Origin of the sequence: Halanaerobium saccharolyticum, assembly GCF_004362045.1 — a bacterium.
Lineage (GTDB): Bacteria > Bacillota > Halanaerobiia > Halanaerobiales > Halanaerobiaceae > Halanaerobium > Halanaerobium saccharolyticum_C.
This window is the reverse complement of the sequence record NZ_SNWX01000010.1, coordinates 1-16226: the sequence shown is the minus strand read 5'-3', so window position 1 is coordinate 16226 and position 16226 is coordinate 1. Positions and strand designations below refer to the sequence as shown.

The 16226-nt window shown below is 35.9% G+C and carries 15 protein-coding genes; 1 reads left to right on the top strand and 14 read right to left on the bottom strand.

All coding sequences use genetic code 11. From position 1 onward, the window contains the following. Window positions 1-58: 58 nt before the first annotated feature. From DFR79_RS07650 to rhaB, 11 genes are all read right to left on the bottom strand, one after another. Window positions 59-796, bottom strand: a complete 738-nt coding sequence (locus DFR79_RS07650) for an SIR2 family NAD-dependent protein deacylase (RefSeq protein ID WP_133514920.1) — start codon at window positions 794-796, stop codon at window positions 59-61. A 66-nt stretch (window positions 797-862) separates the two neighbouring features. Then, the gene (locus tag DFR79_RS07645) at window positions 863-1537 is read right to left on the bottom strand and encodes a hypothetical protein (protein ID WP_133514919.1); all 675 of its coding nucleotides are present in this window, start codon (window positions 1535-1537) and stop codon (window positions 863-865) included. Between the two features lie 221 nt (window positions 1538-1758). Next, window positions 1759-2760, bottom strand: a complete 1002-nt coding sequence (rhaS, locus tag DFR79_RS07640; RefSeq protein WP_133514918.1) for a rhamnose ABC transporter substrate-binding protein — start codon at window positions 2758-2760, stop codon at window positions 1759-1761. 93 nt (window positions 2761-2853) lie between these two features. Further along, window positions 2854-3864, bottom strand: coding sequence for an ABC transporter permease (locus DFR79_RS07635; protein WP_133514917.1), 1011 nt, complete (start codon window positions 3862-3864; stop codon window positions 2854-2856). A gap of 2 nt (window positions 3865-3866) precedes the next feature. Further along, on the bottom strand, window positions 3867-4874 hold the full coding sequence (locus DFR79_RS07630; RefSeq protein ID WP_133514916.1) for an ABC transporter permease: 1008 nt from the start codon (window positions 4872-4874) through the stop codon (window positions 3867-3869). 28 nt (window positions 4875-4902) lie between these two features. After that, window positions 4903-6402, bottom strand: coding sequence for a sugar ABC transporter ATP-binding protein (locus DFR79_RS07625; protein ID WP_133514915.1), 1500 nt, complete (start codon window positions 6400-6402; stop codon window positions 4903-4905). A gap of 109 nt (window positions 6403-6511) precedes the next feature. Next, the gene (locus tag DFR79_RS07620) at window positions 6512-6838 is read right to left on the bottom strand and encodes an L-rhamnose mutarotase (protein ID WP_133514914.1); all 327 of its coding nucleotides are present in this window, start codon (window positions 6836-6838) and stop codon (window positions 6512-6514) included. Between the two features lie 221 nt (window positions 6839-7059). Beyond that, a complete protein-coding gene (locus DFR79_RS07615) occupies window positions 7060-8214 on the bottom strand; it encodes an iron-containing alcohol dehydrogenase (protein ID WP_133514913.1) in 1155 nt (384 codons plus the stop codon). Window positions 8215-8308: 94 nt separating this feature from the next. Next, on the bottom strand, window positions 8309-9130 hold the full coding sequence (gene rhaD / locus DFR79_RS07610; RefSeq protein ID WP_133514912.1) for a rhamnulose-1-phosphate aldolase: 822 nt from the start codon (window positions 9128-9130) through the stop codon (window positions 8309-8311). Between the two features lie 28 nt (window positions 9131-9158). Then, entirely contained in the window at window positions 9159-10424 is a 1266-nt protein-coding gene (locus DFR79_RS07605; protein ID WP_133514911.1) for an L-rhamnose isomerase, read from the bottom strand. 2 nt (window positions 10425-10426) lie between these two features. After that, window positions 10427-11920 carry a rhamnulokinase gene (gene rhaB / locus DFR79_RS07600; RefSeq protein WP_133514910.1) on the bottom strand — a complete coding sequence of 498 codons (1494 nt, stop codon included), beginning with the start codon at window positions 11918-11920 and terminating at the stop codon, window positions 10427-10429. Window positions 11921-12101: 181 nt separating this feature from the next. On the opposite strand from rhaB, the gene DFR79_RS07595 reads away from it, so the two are divergent. Next, entirely contained in the window at window positions 12102-12851 is a 750-nt protein-coding gene (locus DFR79_RS07595; RefSeq protein WP_133514909.1) for a DeoR/GlpR family DNA-binding transcription regulator, read from the top strand. A 71-nt stretch (window positions 12852-12922) separates the two neighbouring features. Here DFR79_RS07595 and DFR79_RS07590 read toward each other — a convergent pair whose 3' ends face one another. From DFR79_RS07590 to ltrA, 3 genes are all read right to left on the bottom strand, one after another. Continuing rightward, complete coding sequence (locus tag DFR79_RS07590; protein WP_133514908.1) at window positions 12923-13192, bottom strand: HPr family phosphocarrier protein; 270 nt, start codon at window positions 13190-13192, stop codon at window positions 12923-12925. Window positions 13193-13235: 43 nt separating this feature from the next. Next, window positions 13236-14666, bottom strand: coding sequence for an N-acetylglucosamine-specific PTS transporter subunit IIBC (gene nagE, locus DFR79_RS07585; protein ID WP_133514907.1), 1431 nt, complete (start codon window positions 14664-14666; stop codon window positions 13236-13238). A gap of 163 nt (window positions 14667-14829) precedes the next feature. Beyond that, window positions 14830-16226, bottom strand: a 1397-nt coding sequence (gene ltrA / locus DFR79_RS07580; RefSeq protein WP_133514906.1) for a group II intron reverse transcriptase/maturase, incomplete at its 5' end; no start/stop codon positions are given.

The window sequence follows — 16226 nt, the reverse complement described above, 5'->3', positions numbered from 1 at the left end:
AGGTAATATCAAAACTATTTACTTAATAATCTGTAAGCTAAATTTTGCAAACAACAATTTATTTATAAATTTCTGCTTCAATTTTTTCCATTGCTTCAGCTGCTTTTTCCTGAATAAAAAGATCTGTAATATCATCAGTAAAATTTGATTTTTTAATATTAATCTCCAGAATCCTGGCACCTTTACTATTTGCCACTACTGGAATTAAGGAAGCCGGCTGTACTTCACCGGTTGAGCCAATGATGATAAATAAATCTGCTTTTTCTGCTTCTTCAAAAGATAGCTTTTCTGCTCTTTCGGGTATTGCCTCACCAAAAAAAACAAAGTCTGGTTTTAAAATTTCGCCACATTCTCTGCATTTTGGCGGCAGTTCTGCTAAAAGTTCATCAGTTACAGAATATTTTTCACCGCATTCGGTGCAGACTAAATGACGGGAATTACCGTGGAATTCAAATACATTTTTGCTGCCAGCCTGCTGATGCAGATCATCAATATTCTGAGTAATTACAGCCTGGACATACCCGTCTTTTTCCAGGCGGGCTATAACCTGGTGGGCCTTATTTGGCTCTGCTTTGCCAAAATAATCATAAAAGATCTCTTTAATAATAACCCAGCTTGCTTTCGGGTTTTTATAAAAGTTTTTTAGTTCTAAAATTACTGGATCATATTCATTCCAGAGTCCTTTTTCACCTCTAAAAGGTGGTACACCACTTTCTACTGAAACACCGGCACCGGTAAATACTGTTGTATGATTTGAGTTTTTTATTAGTTCAGCAGCTTGCTGGTATTTATTCATATCTCTCACCTCAAAACTATTATATCATAATTTTCTAATGAATAGTCAAAAGCTTTTCTAATTTTTCTAATCTAAAAAATCATCTTTATCATCTTCAAAAGTTCTCATAAAATCTACTGCCTTTTTGCTGATCTTAAAAAACTCTCCCCGCTGTCTTTCTCGAAAATAGCTGCTCTGTTTGTAGCTGACAAAATTCTCCTGATCAAGCTGATAAATCTCCATCAGACTCCAGCCCCAGTCAAACTCATCTCCAATCTCCTGTCTAAAGATCTTTTTAGAATTTAATATAGAAGCAACCTCGTAATTAGTATGATTAAAGGGTTCAATTTTTTCATCAGCATTATATGTTATTAATTTTTCAATTTCAGCACGATTTTGGTCCATTAAGTTTTCAAATCTAATGTGAGCTGGATCTTTTTTTACTGCCTCAATTTCTTTTTTACCAAGATAGTGGAGGTTGAAATCATATAAAACTTTCATTTTCAGATAGATATATTCTTTAACATCAGAAAAACGGCCTTTGATTTTTTGAACGGGATAAGATATAACTCTTCTTCCTTCCAAATTATCCGCTCTACTATTTTTGACCAGTAAAACAATATCTCCCGCAACTGCAGAATCATCAATTTCATGTTGCTCCAACATTATTTTTTCGTTTTTTTCGCCTAGTAGACTTTTTATTTTAATTTCTGGTTCAATATTATTAATTTTATATAGATTAACTTCATTTAATAGATTCATTAACTTCACCTCGAACTTTATTATATCAATTCTAATAGCCCAGTCAATTTAGTATCAGATTTTTGATATTTCAATACTTTTCCCTTTTTCCTGTATTATAAACATAAAACCCCCTTGCTAACAGTGCAGATTTTATTGCTTCATCTGACTGTCATAAGGGGATTTTATCAAAACTGCTAAAAATAAATTTTAGTCTTTTATTAAATTATTTGTTGAAATTATTAATAAACTTCTTTCCACTGATCGATATTATCGGCATCAAATCTAAATGGAGCTCCTAACATAATTTCAGTTCCATCTCCTGCTTTAATTACTTCTTTTTCGCCTAAGTCACCAGCTGTAAAACTCTCTCCTACTTCACCGGTAATCTCTTCTGTAACTAATGCTTCAGCTGCATATCCTGCAAGATATCCTAAATCGATCGGATTCCAGAGATACATCCAGGGAGAAACACCATTTTTAATATATTCTGCCATTTCACTGGGAAGTCCTAAACCTGTAAGATATACTTCTCCAACTAAACCTTTATCAGTTAATACTTTCCCGGCAGCTGCAATTCCTACAGTTGTAGGCGCAATGATACCTTCTAAATCTGGATATGATTTCAGTAGGGCCTCTGTTTCGGAAACACTCTTATCTCTTAAATCATCACCATAAGCAACCTTTACTAATTCAATCTCATCATATTTTGGCTTTTCTAATTCTTTTTTCATCCAGTCAATCCATAAGTTCTGGTTTGTAGCCTGAGATGTAGCACTTAAAACTGCTATCTGACCATCTCCACCAATCATTTTTGCTATTCCCTGAATTTGAACTCTACCAATTTGCTCAGGGTCTGCCTGATTGACATGAACCATTCTGCTGTTTGGATTTACTGATGAATCCAGGGAAAGAACTTTGATCCCTCTGTTCATTGCTTTCTGTAAAGCTGGTCTCAGAGCTTCAGGATCATTAGCAGATATCGCAATTGCATCTACCCTCTGAGTAATCAACTGCTGAATCATAATTATTTGTGCTGATACAGTTGGCTCTGCCGGTGCTTTGTAAATAACCTCTCCCCCAACTTCATTAATCGCTTTAGTAAATCCATCTTTAACTTTCTCCATAAATGGATTACCCGCACTCTTGACAACCAGAGCATATTTACCACTCTGGGCTGCTGCTGCACCTACTACAGTAAAAAGCATTAACAAAACCAACATTCCAATAATAATTTTTTTCATACACTTACTCCTCCTTTGAATTTTTATTAATTAAAATAAATTAGGAATTTAAATAGCCTAATTTAAAGTTAATTACACTAATTAGTTTAATAATTATTCAGACTTATTACCATAAAGCAAATTGGATACTAAAACTGAAAGTATTAATAAAGCACCAATTATAATTAGAATCACCTGGGAAGGGATATTTACCAGGCCAAGTCCATAGCGCAAATAGCCAATGATAAAAATAGATAGTAAAACACCAATCATTTTCCCTTTACCTCCGGAGGTGCTAACACCACCAAGAACCACCATTGCTATTACATCAAGCTCATAGCCTGAAGCAATATTAGGTCTGGTACTTCCCATTTTGGATGTTAAAAACAGGGCTGCAAGTGCTGCCATAAATCCATTTAAAGTAAAAACAATTAATTTTATTTTATCTACTTTAATTCCCGAAAAAAGACTGGCTACATCATTATTTCCGATTGCATATATCTTTCTTCCAAAAGTTGTTTTATGTAACAGAAGATAAAAAATAACTGCTGCAATAGCAAAAACTATCAAAATAACAGGTATTATATTTTTAATATAACCCCAGCCGAGAAAATTAAACCACATTGGAAAACCGCCTGCAGCCTGATCTTCGAGAATTATATAAGCTATCCCTCTATATAAAATCATAGTTGATAAAGTTACTATAACTGCCGAAAGCTCTTTGAATTTTACTATTAAAATTCCGTTAATAAAGCCAGCAGTAATCCCTACTAAAAGACAGGCCGTGATAGCCAGCGGCATTGATAAACCAGCATTATATAAAACAGCCATGATTACCGAGGATAAAGCAACAGTTGAACCAACAGAAATATCTATATCACCAAAAATAATAACAAAAGTCATAGAAAGAGCTATAAAAGCCTTATCTAAAAAAGTCATAGTTGCATCAAGGAGAGTATAGGTATTTAAATAATATGGTGACAGCTGGGAATTCATAATATGAATTGCAATAAATATTAACAGCAGCAGCCATTCCCACTGCAGGAAAAAATCTTTTAGATTAAATTCCTGTTCTGCCTTAATTTCTCTATTAAATGTTAAATCGTTTTCAAGATTCTTTCCCATATTTAATCCTCCCTCCTTATTTTATTAGAACTACCTGTTTTTCTTTTTATTAAGGCACCAACAACTACCGCAATCAGAATTACTGCACCCTGAATTGCGTTCTGCCAGAATGGAGAAATATTAATCATTGGTAAAGCATTTTCTAAAATACCATAAAGAAGAACCCCGGATAAAAGACCGGCAACTTTACCTTCTCCTCCTGCAATACTAATCCCACCAATAACACAGGCAGCAATAACATTTAGTTCATATCCAGCAGCAGTATTACTCTGTGCTGAAGCAAATTTAGAAACCCAGAGCACACCGGAAAGTCCAGCCAGAGAACCCATTATCGAATAAACCAGCCAGGTTATCTTGGTAACATTTATCCCACTAACTTTTGCTGATTGAGGGCTGCTTCCTACTGCATAAATCTTGCGTCCCGTGCGGGTATAATTTATAAAATAATAAAATACAATATAAATTAAAACTGCTATCACAATCAGATTATTGATTCCAAAAATACTGCCTGTAGAAATAGCTTTAAAACTATCTGACATTTGATAAGCGCTGACCCATTTACCTCCACTAATTAGAAAAGTAATACCCCTGAAGACATTCATCATACCCAGGGTAGCAATTATCGGTAGAATTTTGAATCTTGCTACTAAAAGCCCAATTATTGAGCCACTTATAAACCCAATTAAAGTTCCAATAAATAATGCAGCCAGAGGATGCAGGGCTGGATAGACTGAGACAAGCATCGAGGTCAGCATACCCGATAAAGCCAAAGTAGCTCCAATCGACAAATCAATACCTCTGGTAATTATAACCATCATCATTCCCACAGCTAAAATTGATAGAATAGCCGTGTTTGTTAAAAGATCGTCTAGGTTAGTCATTGTTAAAAAATTGCTGTTGCGGAATTGAACAAATATTGAAAGAACAACTATAAACCCAATTAAGCTAAATTCTCTAATTTGTTGAATGCGTTCTAAACTCATTCCGTTTCCAGAATTTTTTTCAGCCATATGTATTCACCTCAAATATTCAAATTTATTATTTCTCTGCTTTCATTGCAGCTTCTAATATTTTCTCCTGGTCTGCCTCTTCAACATCCATTTCAGCAGTTATTTCACCATTTCTCATCACTAAAATTCTGTCCCCCATCCCCAAAACTTCGGGCATCTCGGAAGAAACCATTATAATAGCATAGCCCTGGGCTGCCAGATCACTCATTATTTCAAAAATTGCTGATTTTGCTCCAACATCTACTCCCTTAGTTGGTTCATCCAGGATAATCACCTTTAAATCTGAAGTTAGCAGCTTAGCTACTACAATTTTTTGCTGATTTCCGCCAGAAAGCTGACTGGCCAGATTAAAAATCGATCTTGCTTTGACATTTACCTTTTCTGCCAATCTTTTAGCCATATTTTTTTCTTTTTTCCTGTCAATCCAACCCCGCTTTGATATTTTATCTAATGAAGATAAACTAATATTCTTATCCAATTCCCAGTCAAGAATTAAACCCTGTTCCTGCCGATCCTCAGGTAAGTATCCTATTCCAAGATTCATTGCATCTTCAACTTCTTTAATCTTAACTTCTTTATCTTCAAAGTAAATTATTCCACTATCATATTCTTTGATTCCAAATAATGATTCACATAATTCTGTCCTTCCTGCTCCCACAAGCCCGGTTACAGCAAGAATTTCTCCTTCATTTAAAGCAAAGGAGATATCTTTAAAATATCCTTTGCGGCTCAAATTTTCGACTCGCATTATCTCTTTACCAATTTCTTTTTCTGTTTTTGGGAACAGCTGATTTATTTCTCTTCCTACCATTGCCTTAATTAGATCTTTATTTGATACTTCGTTTACTCCCCAGGTCCCAATATATTTCGAATCTCTCAATACTGTAACCCTGTCAGCCAGCCGATACATATCTTCAAAACGATGAGAAATAAAGATTATTGATGTACCAATTTTCTGTAATTTTTCAGTGATTCTGTATAGATCTTCACTTTCCGTTTTGGTTAGTGATGCTGTTGGCTCGTCCATGATGATTATTTCGGCTTTTGTGGAAATAGCTTTCGCAATCTCTACTATCTGCTGTTGGGCAACACTTAAAGTGCTCATTCTTCTCCGGGGTTCAAAATCTGCTCCCAACTCTTCTAAATGTTTAGCAGCTGCTTGATGCATATCTCCCCACATAATTCTTTTGCTTCTGGAGTCAATTTTTTCATGTCCCATAAAAATATTCTCGGTAACACTTAGATGAGGGTAACTGGTAGCATGCTGATAAATTGCAGCTATACCAAGGTCTTTAGAATCATTGGGATCATTGATTTCAATCTTTTCTCCATTAAGATAAATCTCACCTTCATTGGGCTGATGAACACCAGTAATAACTTTAATAAAAGTTGATTTTCCAGCTCCATTCTCTCCCATTAAGGCATGTATTTCTCCAGCTTTTAACTGGAAATTTACATTATCTAATGCTTTTACACCGGGAAATTTTTTAGTAATATTTTTTAATTCAAGTATGTATTTATCGGACATTATTAGCTCACTCCTTTTCCGGCAGGGTCTTGCCAGATAAAAATAAATCCCAGAAAATCATTTCAATTAAACTCATTAATAAGTTAATGAGGATAAATTTATAGGCTCACTATTTCTTATAAAACATTAATTCCATGGGCTCAATAACCGGAACCAGCTTACCTTCCTCATTTTCCTCACTGACCAGCAGATCTTCCATATAATGATTCCATTTAGCGACTATTTCACTTTCTGCCTGGATTCTATCTGCATATTCACCATCCTGACATTCATAATAGCCAAATAGTTCTCTGCCAGAATTCCAGATGGAATAATTTTTAATACCAGCCTTATCTAAAACTTCCAGCATTTCAGGCCAGATTTCATCATGTCTTTTTTTGTATTCTTCAGTTGTACTTTCATCTTTAAGAAATAATTTAAAACCAAATCTCTGCATCTTAGCACCCCATTTTAAAATTGATATTTTTCAAAAAATTAAGATCATAAATGCATAGTTTCATAATTTTTAGTCCTGCTTTGCTTTGTTTTATTTTATTTAATCTGTATTTATTATAACTTATATTTTGTTAAAATTCAATCTTTTCTTTATTTATTTTTGTTTTTCTTGTTTAACTGGCTCACTAAAGTAAAAATTGTGAGCCAGTTATCAATTTAAATTTACATGGCTTTCTTATAAATCTCGATTGTTGCTTCCAGATCTACTTCGCGAGGATTAGTTCCCTTACAGACATCATTTAGTGCATTTTTGGCCATTTCTGCTAAGTCTTCTTCTTTAACTCCCAGTTCTTTTAGACCGGCAGGAATCCCAATCTCACTGGACAATTCTTTAATTGCTTCAACCGCCGCCTGATTTGCCTCTGCTGTAGAAAGACCTTCTACATCTTTACCCAGTGCCTGAGCAACATTTCTCAGTTTATCACCGGTATTTTTAGAATTATATTCCTCTACATGGGGCAGTAAAACTGCATTACAAACTCCATGTGGCAAATCATACATTCCTCCCAGCTGGTGAGCCATAGAATGTACATAACCTAAACCTGCATTATTAAATGACATTCCAGCTATGTAGGATGCATATGCCATTTTAGATCTTGCTTCTAAATCATCACCGTTTTCTACCGCATCTCTCAGGGCTTCACCAACCAGTTCAATTGATTCTAAAGCCAATTTATCACTTAAACGGAAGGCTCCTTCTGATACATAGGCTTCTACAGCATGAGTCAAAACATCCATTCCGGTTGCTGCAGTTAAATCTGCTGGCTTGGCAGTCATTAATTTTGGGTCACTGACTGCAATTTCTGCCAGAGAGTTTTTGTCCACCATCACCATTTTGATGTGAGTGTCTTCATTTGTAATTACATAATTAATTGTTACCTCACTTGCTGTTCCGGCAGTTGTATTGACTGCTACAATTGGTAATGATTTATTATCTGACTGATCTATTCCCTCATAATCTTTAATGTCTCCACCATTTGTCGCCAAGATACCAATTCCTTTAGCTGCATCCTGTGGTGATCCCCCACCCAGGGAAAGAATAAAATCACAATCATTTTCCTTTAAAACCGCTAAACCATCATTGACATTCTTAGTAGTTGGATTTGGCTGCACCTGATCAAAGACAACATAGTCAATTGAATTTTCAGCTAAAACAGCTGTTATTTTATCAACTATCCCAATCTCGTTTAATACCTGATCAGTTACAATTAAAGCCTTCTTAAAATCTCGTGACTGAAGCGCCTGTCCCATATCCTTAATCGCACCAGGTCCAATAAAAGTTGTTGACGGCCAATACAAAGTTCTGCTTTCTAACATTAAAATTCCTCCTTTAAAATATTAGTTAATTAATTCACTTTTTAAGTTATTTAAAAACTGGCCTACATAATTTAATCTGCAGGCCAGTTATCTGCTATTCTAAAACTCCTGCCATTGGTTCAACACCAAATCTTGCTGCCAGATCCTTAAACTCCTGATCTGTAATTCCTTTTTGAGGACCTCCCATAGAATTGACTTTAACTAAAATATCAGCTGCTTTTTCTGCTGTATCAATTAAACCAAAAGCTTCATCCAGGCTTTTACCTGTACCAAAAACACCGTGGAAAGGCCAGATAACAATTGGGTGCTTTTTCATTAACTCAGCTGTTTTTTCGCCAATTTTTTCTGTACCAGGTACCAGCCAGGGAAGAATTCCAACCCCTTCTGGAAAAACTACCAGACATTCAGTACTCATTTCCCATAATTTGCGGGTAAAGGTTTTTGAATCAAGTTCTAAAACATATGTTAGAGCAATTAAGTTAGTTGCATGAGTATGCATAACTACCCGATTCTCATTATCAGTAACCTGCATTCTGGCCTGATGTGATAACAGATGAGCCGCTAATTCACTGGTTGGATGACCTCCATTTTCATAACCCCAGTGCAGGGAATAGCCACTCCCATCCTGATCAATCTGAATTATCCCCAGGTTATTTCCGGGCTCTTTACTTACATTCATAAAATATTTGCCGGAACCTGTAACCAGAAAAAATTCTCCGGCCAGCTCAGGTATCGCTTCTTCCAGTTCAAATTTTGATTTAATGTTTTCAGTATCTACATATTCCTCTACTTCTTTTTCGGTTAATCTGTAACTTACATTACCACCATTACGTTCATCCCAGCCTTTTTCCCACATATAATTGACAATTTCGCGCATTTTATTCAAAAAATCCGCCTGCAAAATATCCTTTGACATTTAATCACCTATTTCTAAATTATTTGATTTAGTCTCTTTTTAACAGTACATTTTTCTCATATTCTTTAATTTCAGCCAGCCAGTCACTACCAACAGGTGTCTCATTTTTAAGACAATAATAATCCCAGACTGCATTAAAGGGATAAGTCTTATATTCTTCCATTAAAGCCAGCCGCGAAGTGAAATCACCTCTGCTTTCAAATTCTTTTAGTTGTGCTACTGGTTCCAGCATTGCTTTTAAAAATGCCTTCTGTGTATTGCGCATTCCAATTACCCAGGCTGCAGTTCTATTAATGCTGGCATCAAAGAAATCAAGTCCAACATGAACTCTATCTAAAAAGTCACTGCGGATAATTTCTTCTACCACTTTATTTAACTTATCATCAAAAGCAACAACATGATCACTATCCCATCTTACTGATCTGGTTATGTGCAGCAAAATCTCATCCAGATATAATAGGGAAGTAGAAATCTTATCGTAAACATCCTCTGTTGGGTGGAAATGACCTGTATCCAGGCAGAGTAATTTTTCATTCTGCAGGGCATAACTTAAATAAAAATCATAGGAGCCTGTAACATAAGACTCTGAACCAATTCCAAAAAGCTTACTTTCGACTGCATCAAGGTTATATTTGCTGTCAATCTGCTGAGTGAAAATTTTATCCAGTGAATCTTTTAAACGCTGACGTGGTGCTAGTCTATCAACCGGCATATCTTTGTAACCATCAGGAATCCAGATGTTTGTCACAGCTGTGTCACCAAGTTCTTTCCCAAAATATTCTCCAATTTTGCGGGAAGCCTGACAGTGTTCAATCCAGAAATCTCTAATTTCCTGATCAGGATGACTTAAAGTAAAGCCATCATCACTTTTCGGATGGGAAAAACAGGTTGGGTTAAAATCCAGCCCCAGTCCATTTTCTTTAGCCCAATCAACCCAGCCGGCAAAATGTTCAGGCTTGATCTCATCTCTATCTACAGCCTGATCGGTGTCTAAATAAATTGCATGCAGATTAACTCTATGCTGGCCCGGGATTAGTGATAAAGCCTCTTCCATATCATTTCTTAATTCCAAAATATTTCTGGCTTTACCGGGATAATTACCAGTTACATCAATCCCTCCTGAGAGTGCATGCTCACTTTTTTCAAAACCGCTAATATCATCACCCTGCCAGCAGGGCATAGAAATTGCCAGATTGTCCATTTTTTCAATAATTTGATCTGTGTCAACACCCAGTTCTGCATACCGCTCCTTTGCAAGCTGATATGCCTTTTCGACTGAACTTTTTTTAACCATAATTAATTACCTCCATTTTTACTTTTAAGTTTTTTAAACCTATCCCAGGCCAGATTGTCTTCAACAGCCTGATCTTGAGCCCTATATTTTTTTATTTCAAATGAATCTTTAACAATTTTCCTGCCTGCCTGCAGATCAGAAATCCAGTTATTAGCCTTAAACTGCATTAACAGATTACCAATTGCAGTTGCTTCTACCGGGCCAGCATAAACTTCGAGGCCTGTTAGATCAGCAATCATCTGATTTAAAAATTCATTCTGTACCCCACCACCAATAATATGTAGTTTATTGATTTCTTTTTCCGATACTTCTTTTAACTGTTCAATTACCAGCTTGTATTCAAAGGCCAGGCTCTCAAAAATCGTCCGGGCTATTTCCCCAACGGTCTCCGGTCTGTTCTGGCCTGTCTCCTGACAGAATGACTTAATCTCTTCTACCATACTCTCAGGATTTAAAAATCGATTATCATTGGGATCAATTAAAAATTTAAAAACTTCAGCTTCTTTAGCCAGCTCAACTAACTCACTGTGACTGTATTTGTCATCAAGCTCTCGTTTAACCTCCTGAATCAACCATAATCCCATAATATTTTTTAGAAATCTAAAGGTATTATTAACTCCACCTTCATTAGTGAAATTATAGGCTAAAGCTTTTTTATTTACTATAGCCTGATCTGACTCAATCCCCATCAAAGACCAGGTACCGGAACTTAGATAGGCAAAATTATCATCAACTGCCGGAACTGCTGCCACAGCAGATGCGGTATCATGAGCAGCAGGCACAATCACTTCTAAATCACTAAAAGAAGTTTTTTTAGCCAGTGAATCTTTCAATTTCCCAAGTTTAGTTCCTGGTTTTACAGTTTTATGAAAAATATTTTTCGGTATTTTTAACTTTTCCAGCAGTTTATAATCCCAGTCCTTATTCTCAATATTAAAGAGCTGAGTACTGGTAGCATTAGTATATTCATTTGCCTTGATCCCACTTAAAAGAAAATTTAGATAATCCGGAATCATCAAAAAATATTCTGCCTGCTCAAGCAGTTCTTTTTCGTTTTGAACTAAATAATATAACTGATAAATAGTATTAAACTGCAAAAATTGAATTCCTGTCCGCTGATAGATTTCTTCTTTTGTGACCTCTGCAAATACCTGATCCATTAATCCATCAGTCCGGTGAGAACGATAGGAAACAGCATTTCCCAGCCGCTTTTCTTCCTTATCTAAAAGTACAAAATCTACTGCCCAGGTGTCAATCCCGATACTGGCTGCCTCTATATTTTCTGCTGCAGCTTTTTTTAAACCTTTAATAATCTGATTAAATAAATGTTCAAGATCCCAGCAGTCTTCCTGCTGATTTTTAGAATTTTCTTTCTTAATTATCTTATTTTCAAATCGATGAATTTCTTTGAGCTCTATTTTTTTGTTTTTAAGTTCACCCAGTAAAACTCTGCCGCTTGAAGCACCTATATCGACAGCTAAAGCAGATCTTTCCAAATAACTCACCCCTTTGGTTTATCTGTTTTTACTTTGTTATATTTTTATTTTATTATAAAAGCAGAAATATGTCAATCTTTTCTCAAAATATTGCCTAATTATCTTCAAACTGAATCATAATTATTTTATTTTTTTTGTTTTTATGTTATAATTAAAAAAAGTAAATAAAGGGGTTATTAATATGCTAGCCGAAGAAAGAAGACAAAAAATTGTAGAATTAATAAATCAGGATAATATAGTCAAGGTAAATGAATTGAGCGAAACACTTGAGGTAACAACGGAAACAATTAGATCTGATTTAGATAAGCTTGAGCAGCAGGGAGTCTTAAAGAGAACTCATGGAGGAGCTGTAGCAGTAGATAATCATCAGGAGTTATCTTTTAATATTCGAAAAGATAAAAATAAAAAAGAAAAAAAAGAAATAGCGAAAAAAGCTGCTTCTTTAATTAAAGATGGAGATACTGTTTTCCTTGATGCAAGTACGAGTGCTTTTTATCTGGCAGAGGAAATACTTGAGCTGCAGAATGTCACTGTGATTACTAATTCTAATACAATAGTAACCGAGCTTTCTAAAAATGAAGATATTACTGTAATTTCAACCGGGGGTATGTTACGCAGAAATTCTCTTTCTTTTGTTGGTCCTTTAACTAACACAAATATTAGAAACTATAATGCTAATAAAGCATTTTTGTCCTGTAAAGGAGTTTCGGTTAAACATGGAGCTACCGAAGTAAATGAACTGGAAAGTGAAACTAAACAAAACATGGTAAAAAAATCCGAAGAAATATATATCCTCGGTAAGGTCACAGCGATAAATGAAGTTGGGCTTTCGCAGTTTGCAGCGATCGAAGAAATAAATAAAGTTATAACCACTGATGATATTCCTGAAGATCTGGTTGCATCATTAAAAGAACTGGGTAAGTTATATTAATTTTTTAAAAATTGTTTAAACAAATACACATCTAGAAAGCCGCCTCTAATTAGAGGCGGCTTATCTGTTTTCTAATGTTTTAATAATTCAACCTCAATGAATTCTACTAAACTTTCTACTGCTGCTTCAGCGTCATCACCCTCAGCTCTTAAGATAATCTCATCACCTTTACCGAGACCTAAACTCATTATTCCCATAATACTTTTCGCATTTACTTCTTTATCCTCTGTCATAATCTCAATCTTTGAGACGAACTTGCCGGCTTTATTTACAAGCTGAGAAGCCGGCCTTGCATGTAAACCCGTCTCATTATTAATTTTAACTTTTTGCTCTGCTGTCATTTTAAAACCTCTCCTTAGATCCCTATCTTAATTATTTAAAAGTTTATTGTTTTAATTCTTTCTTGATTCTTTCTGCGATCAGTTCTGCCTTTGTTCCTACAACCACCTGAGCATTATTCTTATTAGCTTTTAAAATACCAGAGGCTCCCAGCTGTTTTAATTTGTTTTCATCCAACTGAGAAGAATCCTTAACTTCCAGCCTTAGTCTTGTAATACAGGCATCAATACTATTAATATTTTCAGCTCCACCTAAAGCATCAATATACTGACTGGCTTTTGTATTCCCTGTCTGAGTAGTTTCAGAATTGTTATCTGATTTCTGCTGTGATTCTGGCATTACACTTACACTATTTGTACTGGTTTCAGCTTCAGCTCTACCAGGTGTGGGAATATCAAACTTTTCAATTGCAAAACGGAATAATAAATAATAAACTATAAAAAATACTATTCCAATTGGAATAATCCAGAGCGGCCTGGTTGCCAGTCCATAATTTAAAAAATAATCAATTGCACCAGCTGAAAAACCAAAACCGTGCTGAATCCCTAAAACATAAGTTACAACCATCGATAAACCAGTTAAACCAGCATGGATAAGATATAATACCGGCGCCAGGAACATAAATGAAAATTCAATTGGTTCTGTAATTCCTGTCAAAAATGCAGTTAAACCAACACTTAAAAAGATACCGCTGACTGCTTTTTTGTTTTCTGGTTTAGCGGAATGGTACATTGCTAAAGCTGCAGCCGCCAGACCAAACATCATCATCGGGAAAAACCCTGACATAAAAAATCCTGCAGATGGATCACCGGCAAAGAAACGGGAAAGATCACCTGTCACAACTTCTCCGGCTGCAGTTGTAAATTCACCAAAAACAAACCAGATAAAACTATTTAAGACATGATGCAAACCAACCGGAATCAGCAGTCTATTTAAAAATCCATAGACAAAAACACCAATTGGTCCGGCATTAATAATCCACTCGCCTGTCATTTGAATAACATTCTGGATTGGAGGCCAGATATAACCGAAAACACCAGCTAATAATACACTTGCCGCCCCAGTAATAATTGGCACAAAGCGCTTACCACCAAAAAAACCTAAAAAGTCAGGCAGCTCAATATCATGATAGCGGTTATACAAATAACCTGCAAGTAAACCACCAATAATACCGGCTAAAACTCCCATATTAATCTCAGAGTTAATAGACTTAGTTGCATTTGTAATCACAAAATAACTGACTGCTCCTGCAAGTCCGGCTGCTCCAGAACTATCATGGGCAATCCCAACTGCAACCCCAATCCCAAATAATAAAGCCAGATTATCAAAGATTGCAGAACCGGCAGCCATTACAAACGGAATATCAAAAACATCAGCGGCACCAAGTCTAAGCAGCAGTGCTGCAGCAGGTAAAACTGCTATGGGCAGCATCAACGATTTACCTATTTTCTGTAAGTTCGAAAAAATCTTTTTCATTATAAAACTCCTCCTATTTTTTGATTGAATAATTTCCAAAAATCACCAGCAGTTTTTTAATTCTTATCCTGCTTTCCCATCTAATCGAGTAGGAGGGAAATAATTAGTTTATTCCCCGTCCTCTCACACCACCACAGCGTACCGTTCGGTACTGGGCGGTTCATTAAGAATTAATTACTTGTGCATATCTTTCCGTAAAACTAAAGTATCCCAGTTTCTTTAATAACTGGTTGGTAAAGGTTCTTGCAAGTATTGGGCTATTGGATATTCTCCAGTAGCCTTTTCTTGTATTAGCATATTCCCACGCTTTAGATTCTTTAATGCCCAGTTTCCTGAGCATCCTAAAGCGGGTTCTAACTTTCTTCCACCGCTTCCAGTAGCACATCCTTATTCTTCGTCTTGTCCACTGATCAAGCTCCCTCATCTTGCTTTTCATATCAGCTATCTTATAATAGCTAACCCAGCCTGTGATTGTCTGTTTTATTTTCTTAAAACGATATTTCATTGTCCAGGCTTTACTTCTTGATGTGATTGCTTTAATCTTTGCTTTGATTTTCTTAATTGATTTCGGGTGGACTCTAATCCTTACTTCACCTTTAATTCGATAAAATGAAAACCCTAGAAACTTTCTTCTCCAGGGTCTGTCAACTGCACTTTTCCTTGCATTAACTTTCAGTTTAAGTTTCTTTTCAATAAATACAGTTACACTTTCCATAACTCTTTCAGCCGCTTTCCTGCTTTTTACATAGATCTGATTGTCGTCAGCATAGCGACAGAATTTGTGATTGCGTTTTTTCAGTTCTTTGTCCAGTTCATCCAGCATAATGTTACTAAGCAATGGACTTAGTGGGCCGCCCTGAGGACAGCCCTTATCATCTTTACTGATTAAACCGTCAATCATTACTCCTGAGTTAAGATAAGCTCTTATTAATTTCAGCACCCTTTTATCCTGCACTTTTCTGGCTACTAAAGACATCAGTTTATCATGCTGGACAGTATCAAAATACTTTTCAAGGTCAATATCGACCACCCATGTATAACCATCATTAATATATTCTCTAGCTTTATTTACTGCCTGGTGTGCATTCCTTCCAGGTCTGAATCCATAACTGTATTCTGAAAATCCTGGGTCAAATATTGGTGTCAGCTGTTGTGTTATTGCCTGCTGTATCATTCTATCTGTTACTGTTGGGATACCAAGTAGTCTTACTCCACCACCAGGTTTAGGTATTTCTACTCTTCTTACTGCCTGTGGTTTGTAGTTACCTTCCAGTACATCTTTCAGGAGCTGACTGCCATTTCTTTCAAGGTGAGGCAGAAGTTCATCCACACTCATCCCATCAATTCCATGACTGCCTTTGTTCTTAACGACTCTTTTATATGCCCTATTCAGGTTAGGAGCCGCTAGAATTTTCTCCATCAGATTACTGGAGTCTGCATTTTCACCGTTTCTTACATTCGGCAACGCCGCAGAAACACTCTGCACTCTCTCATTACTTCCAGCTTCCAGCCTTCTCTCCTGAGAGCAGCCTTCATATGAAGTTGTCTGCTTTCTATGTG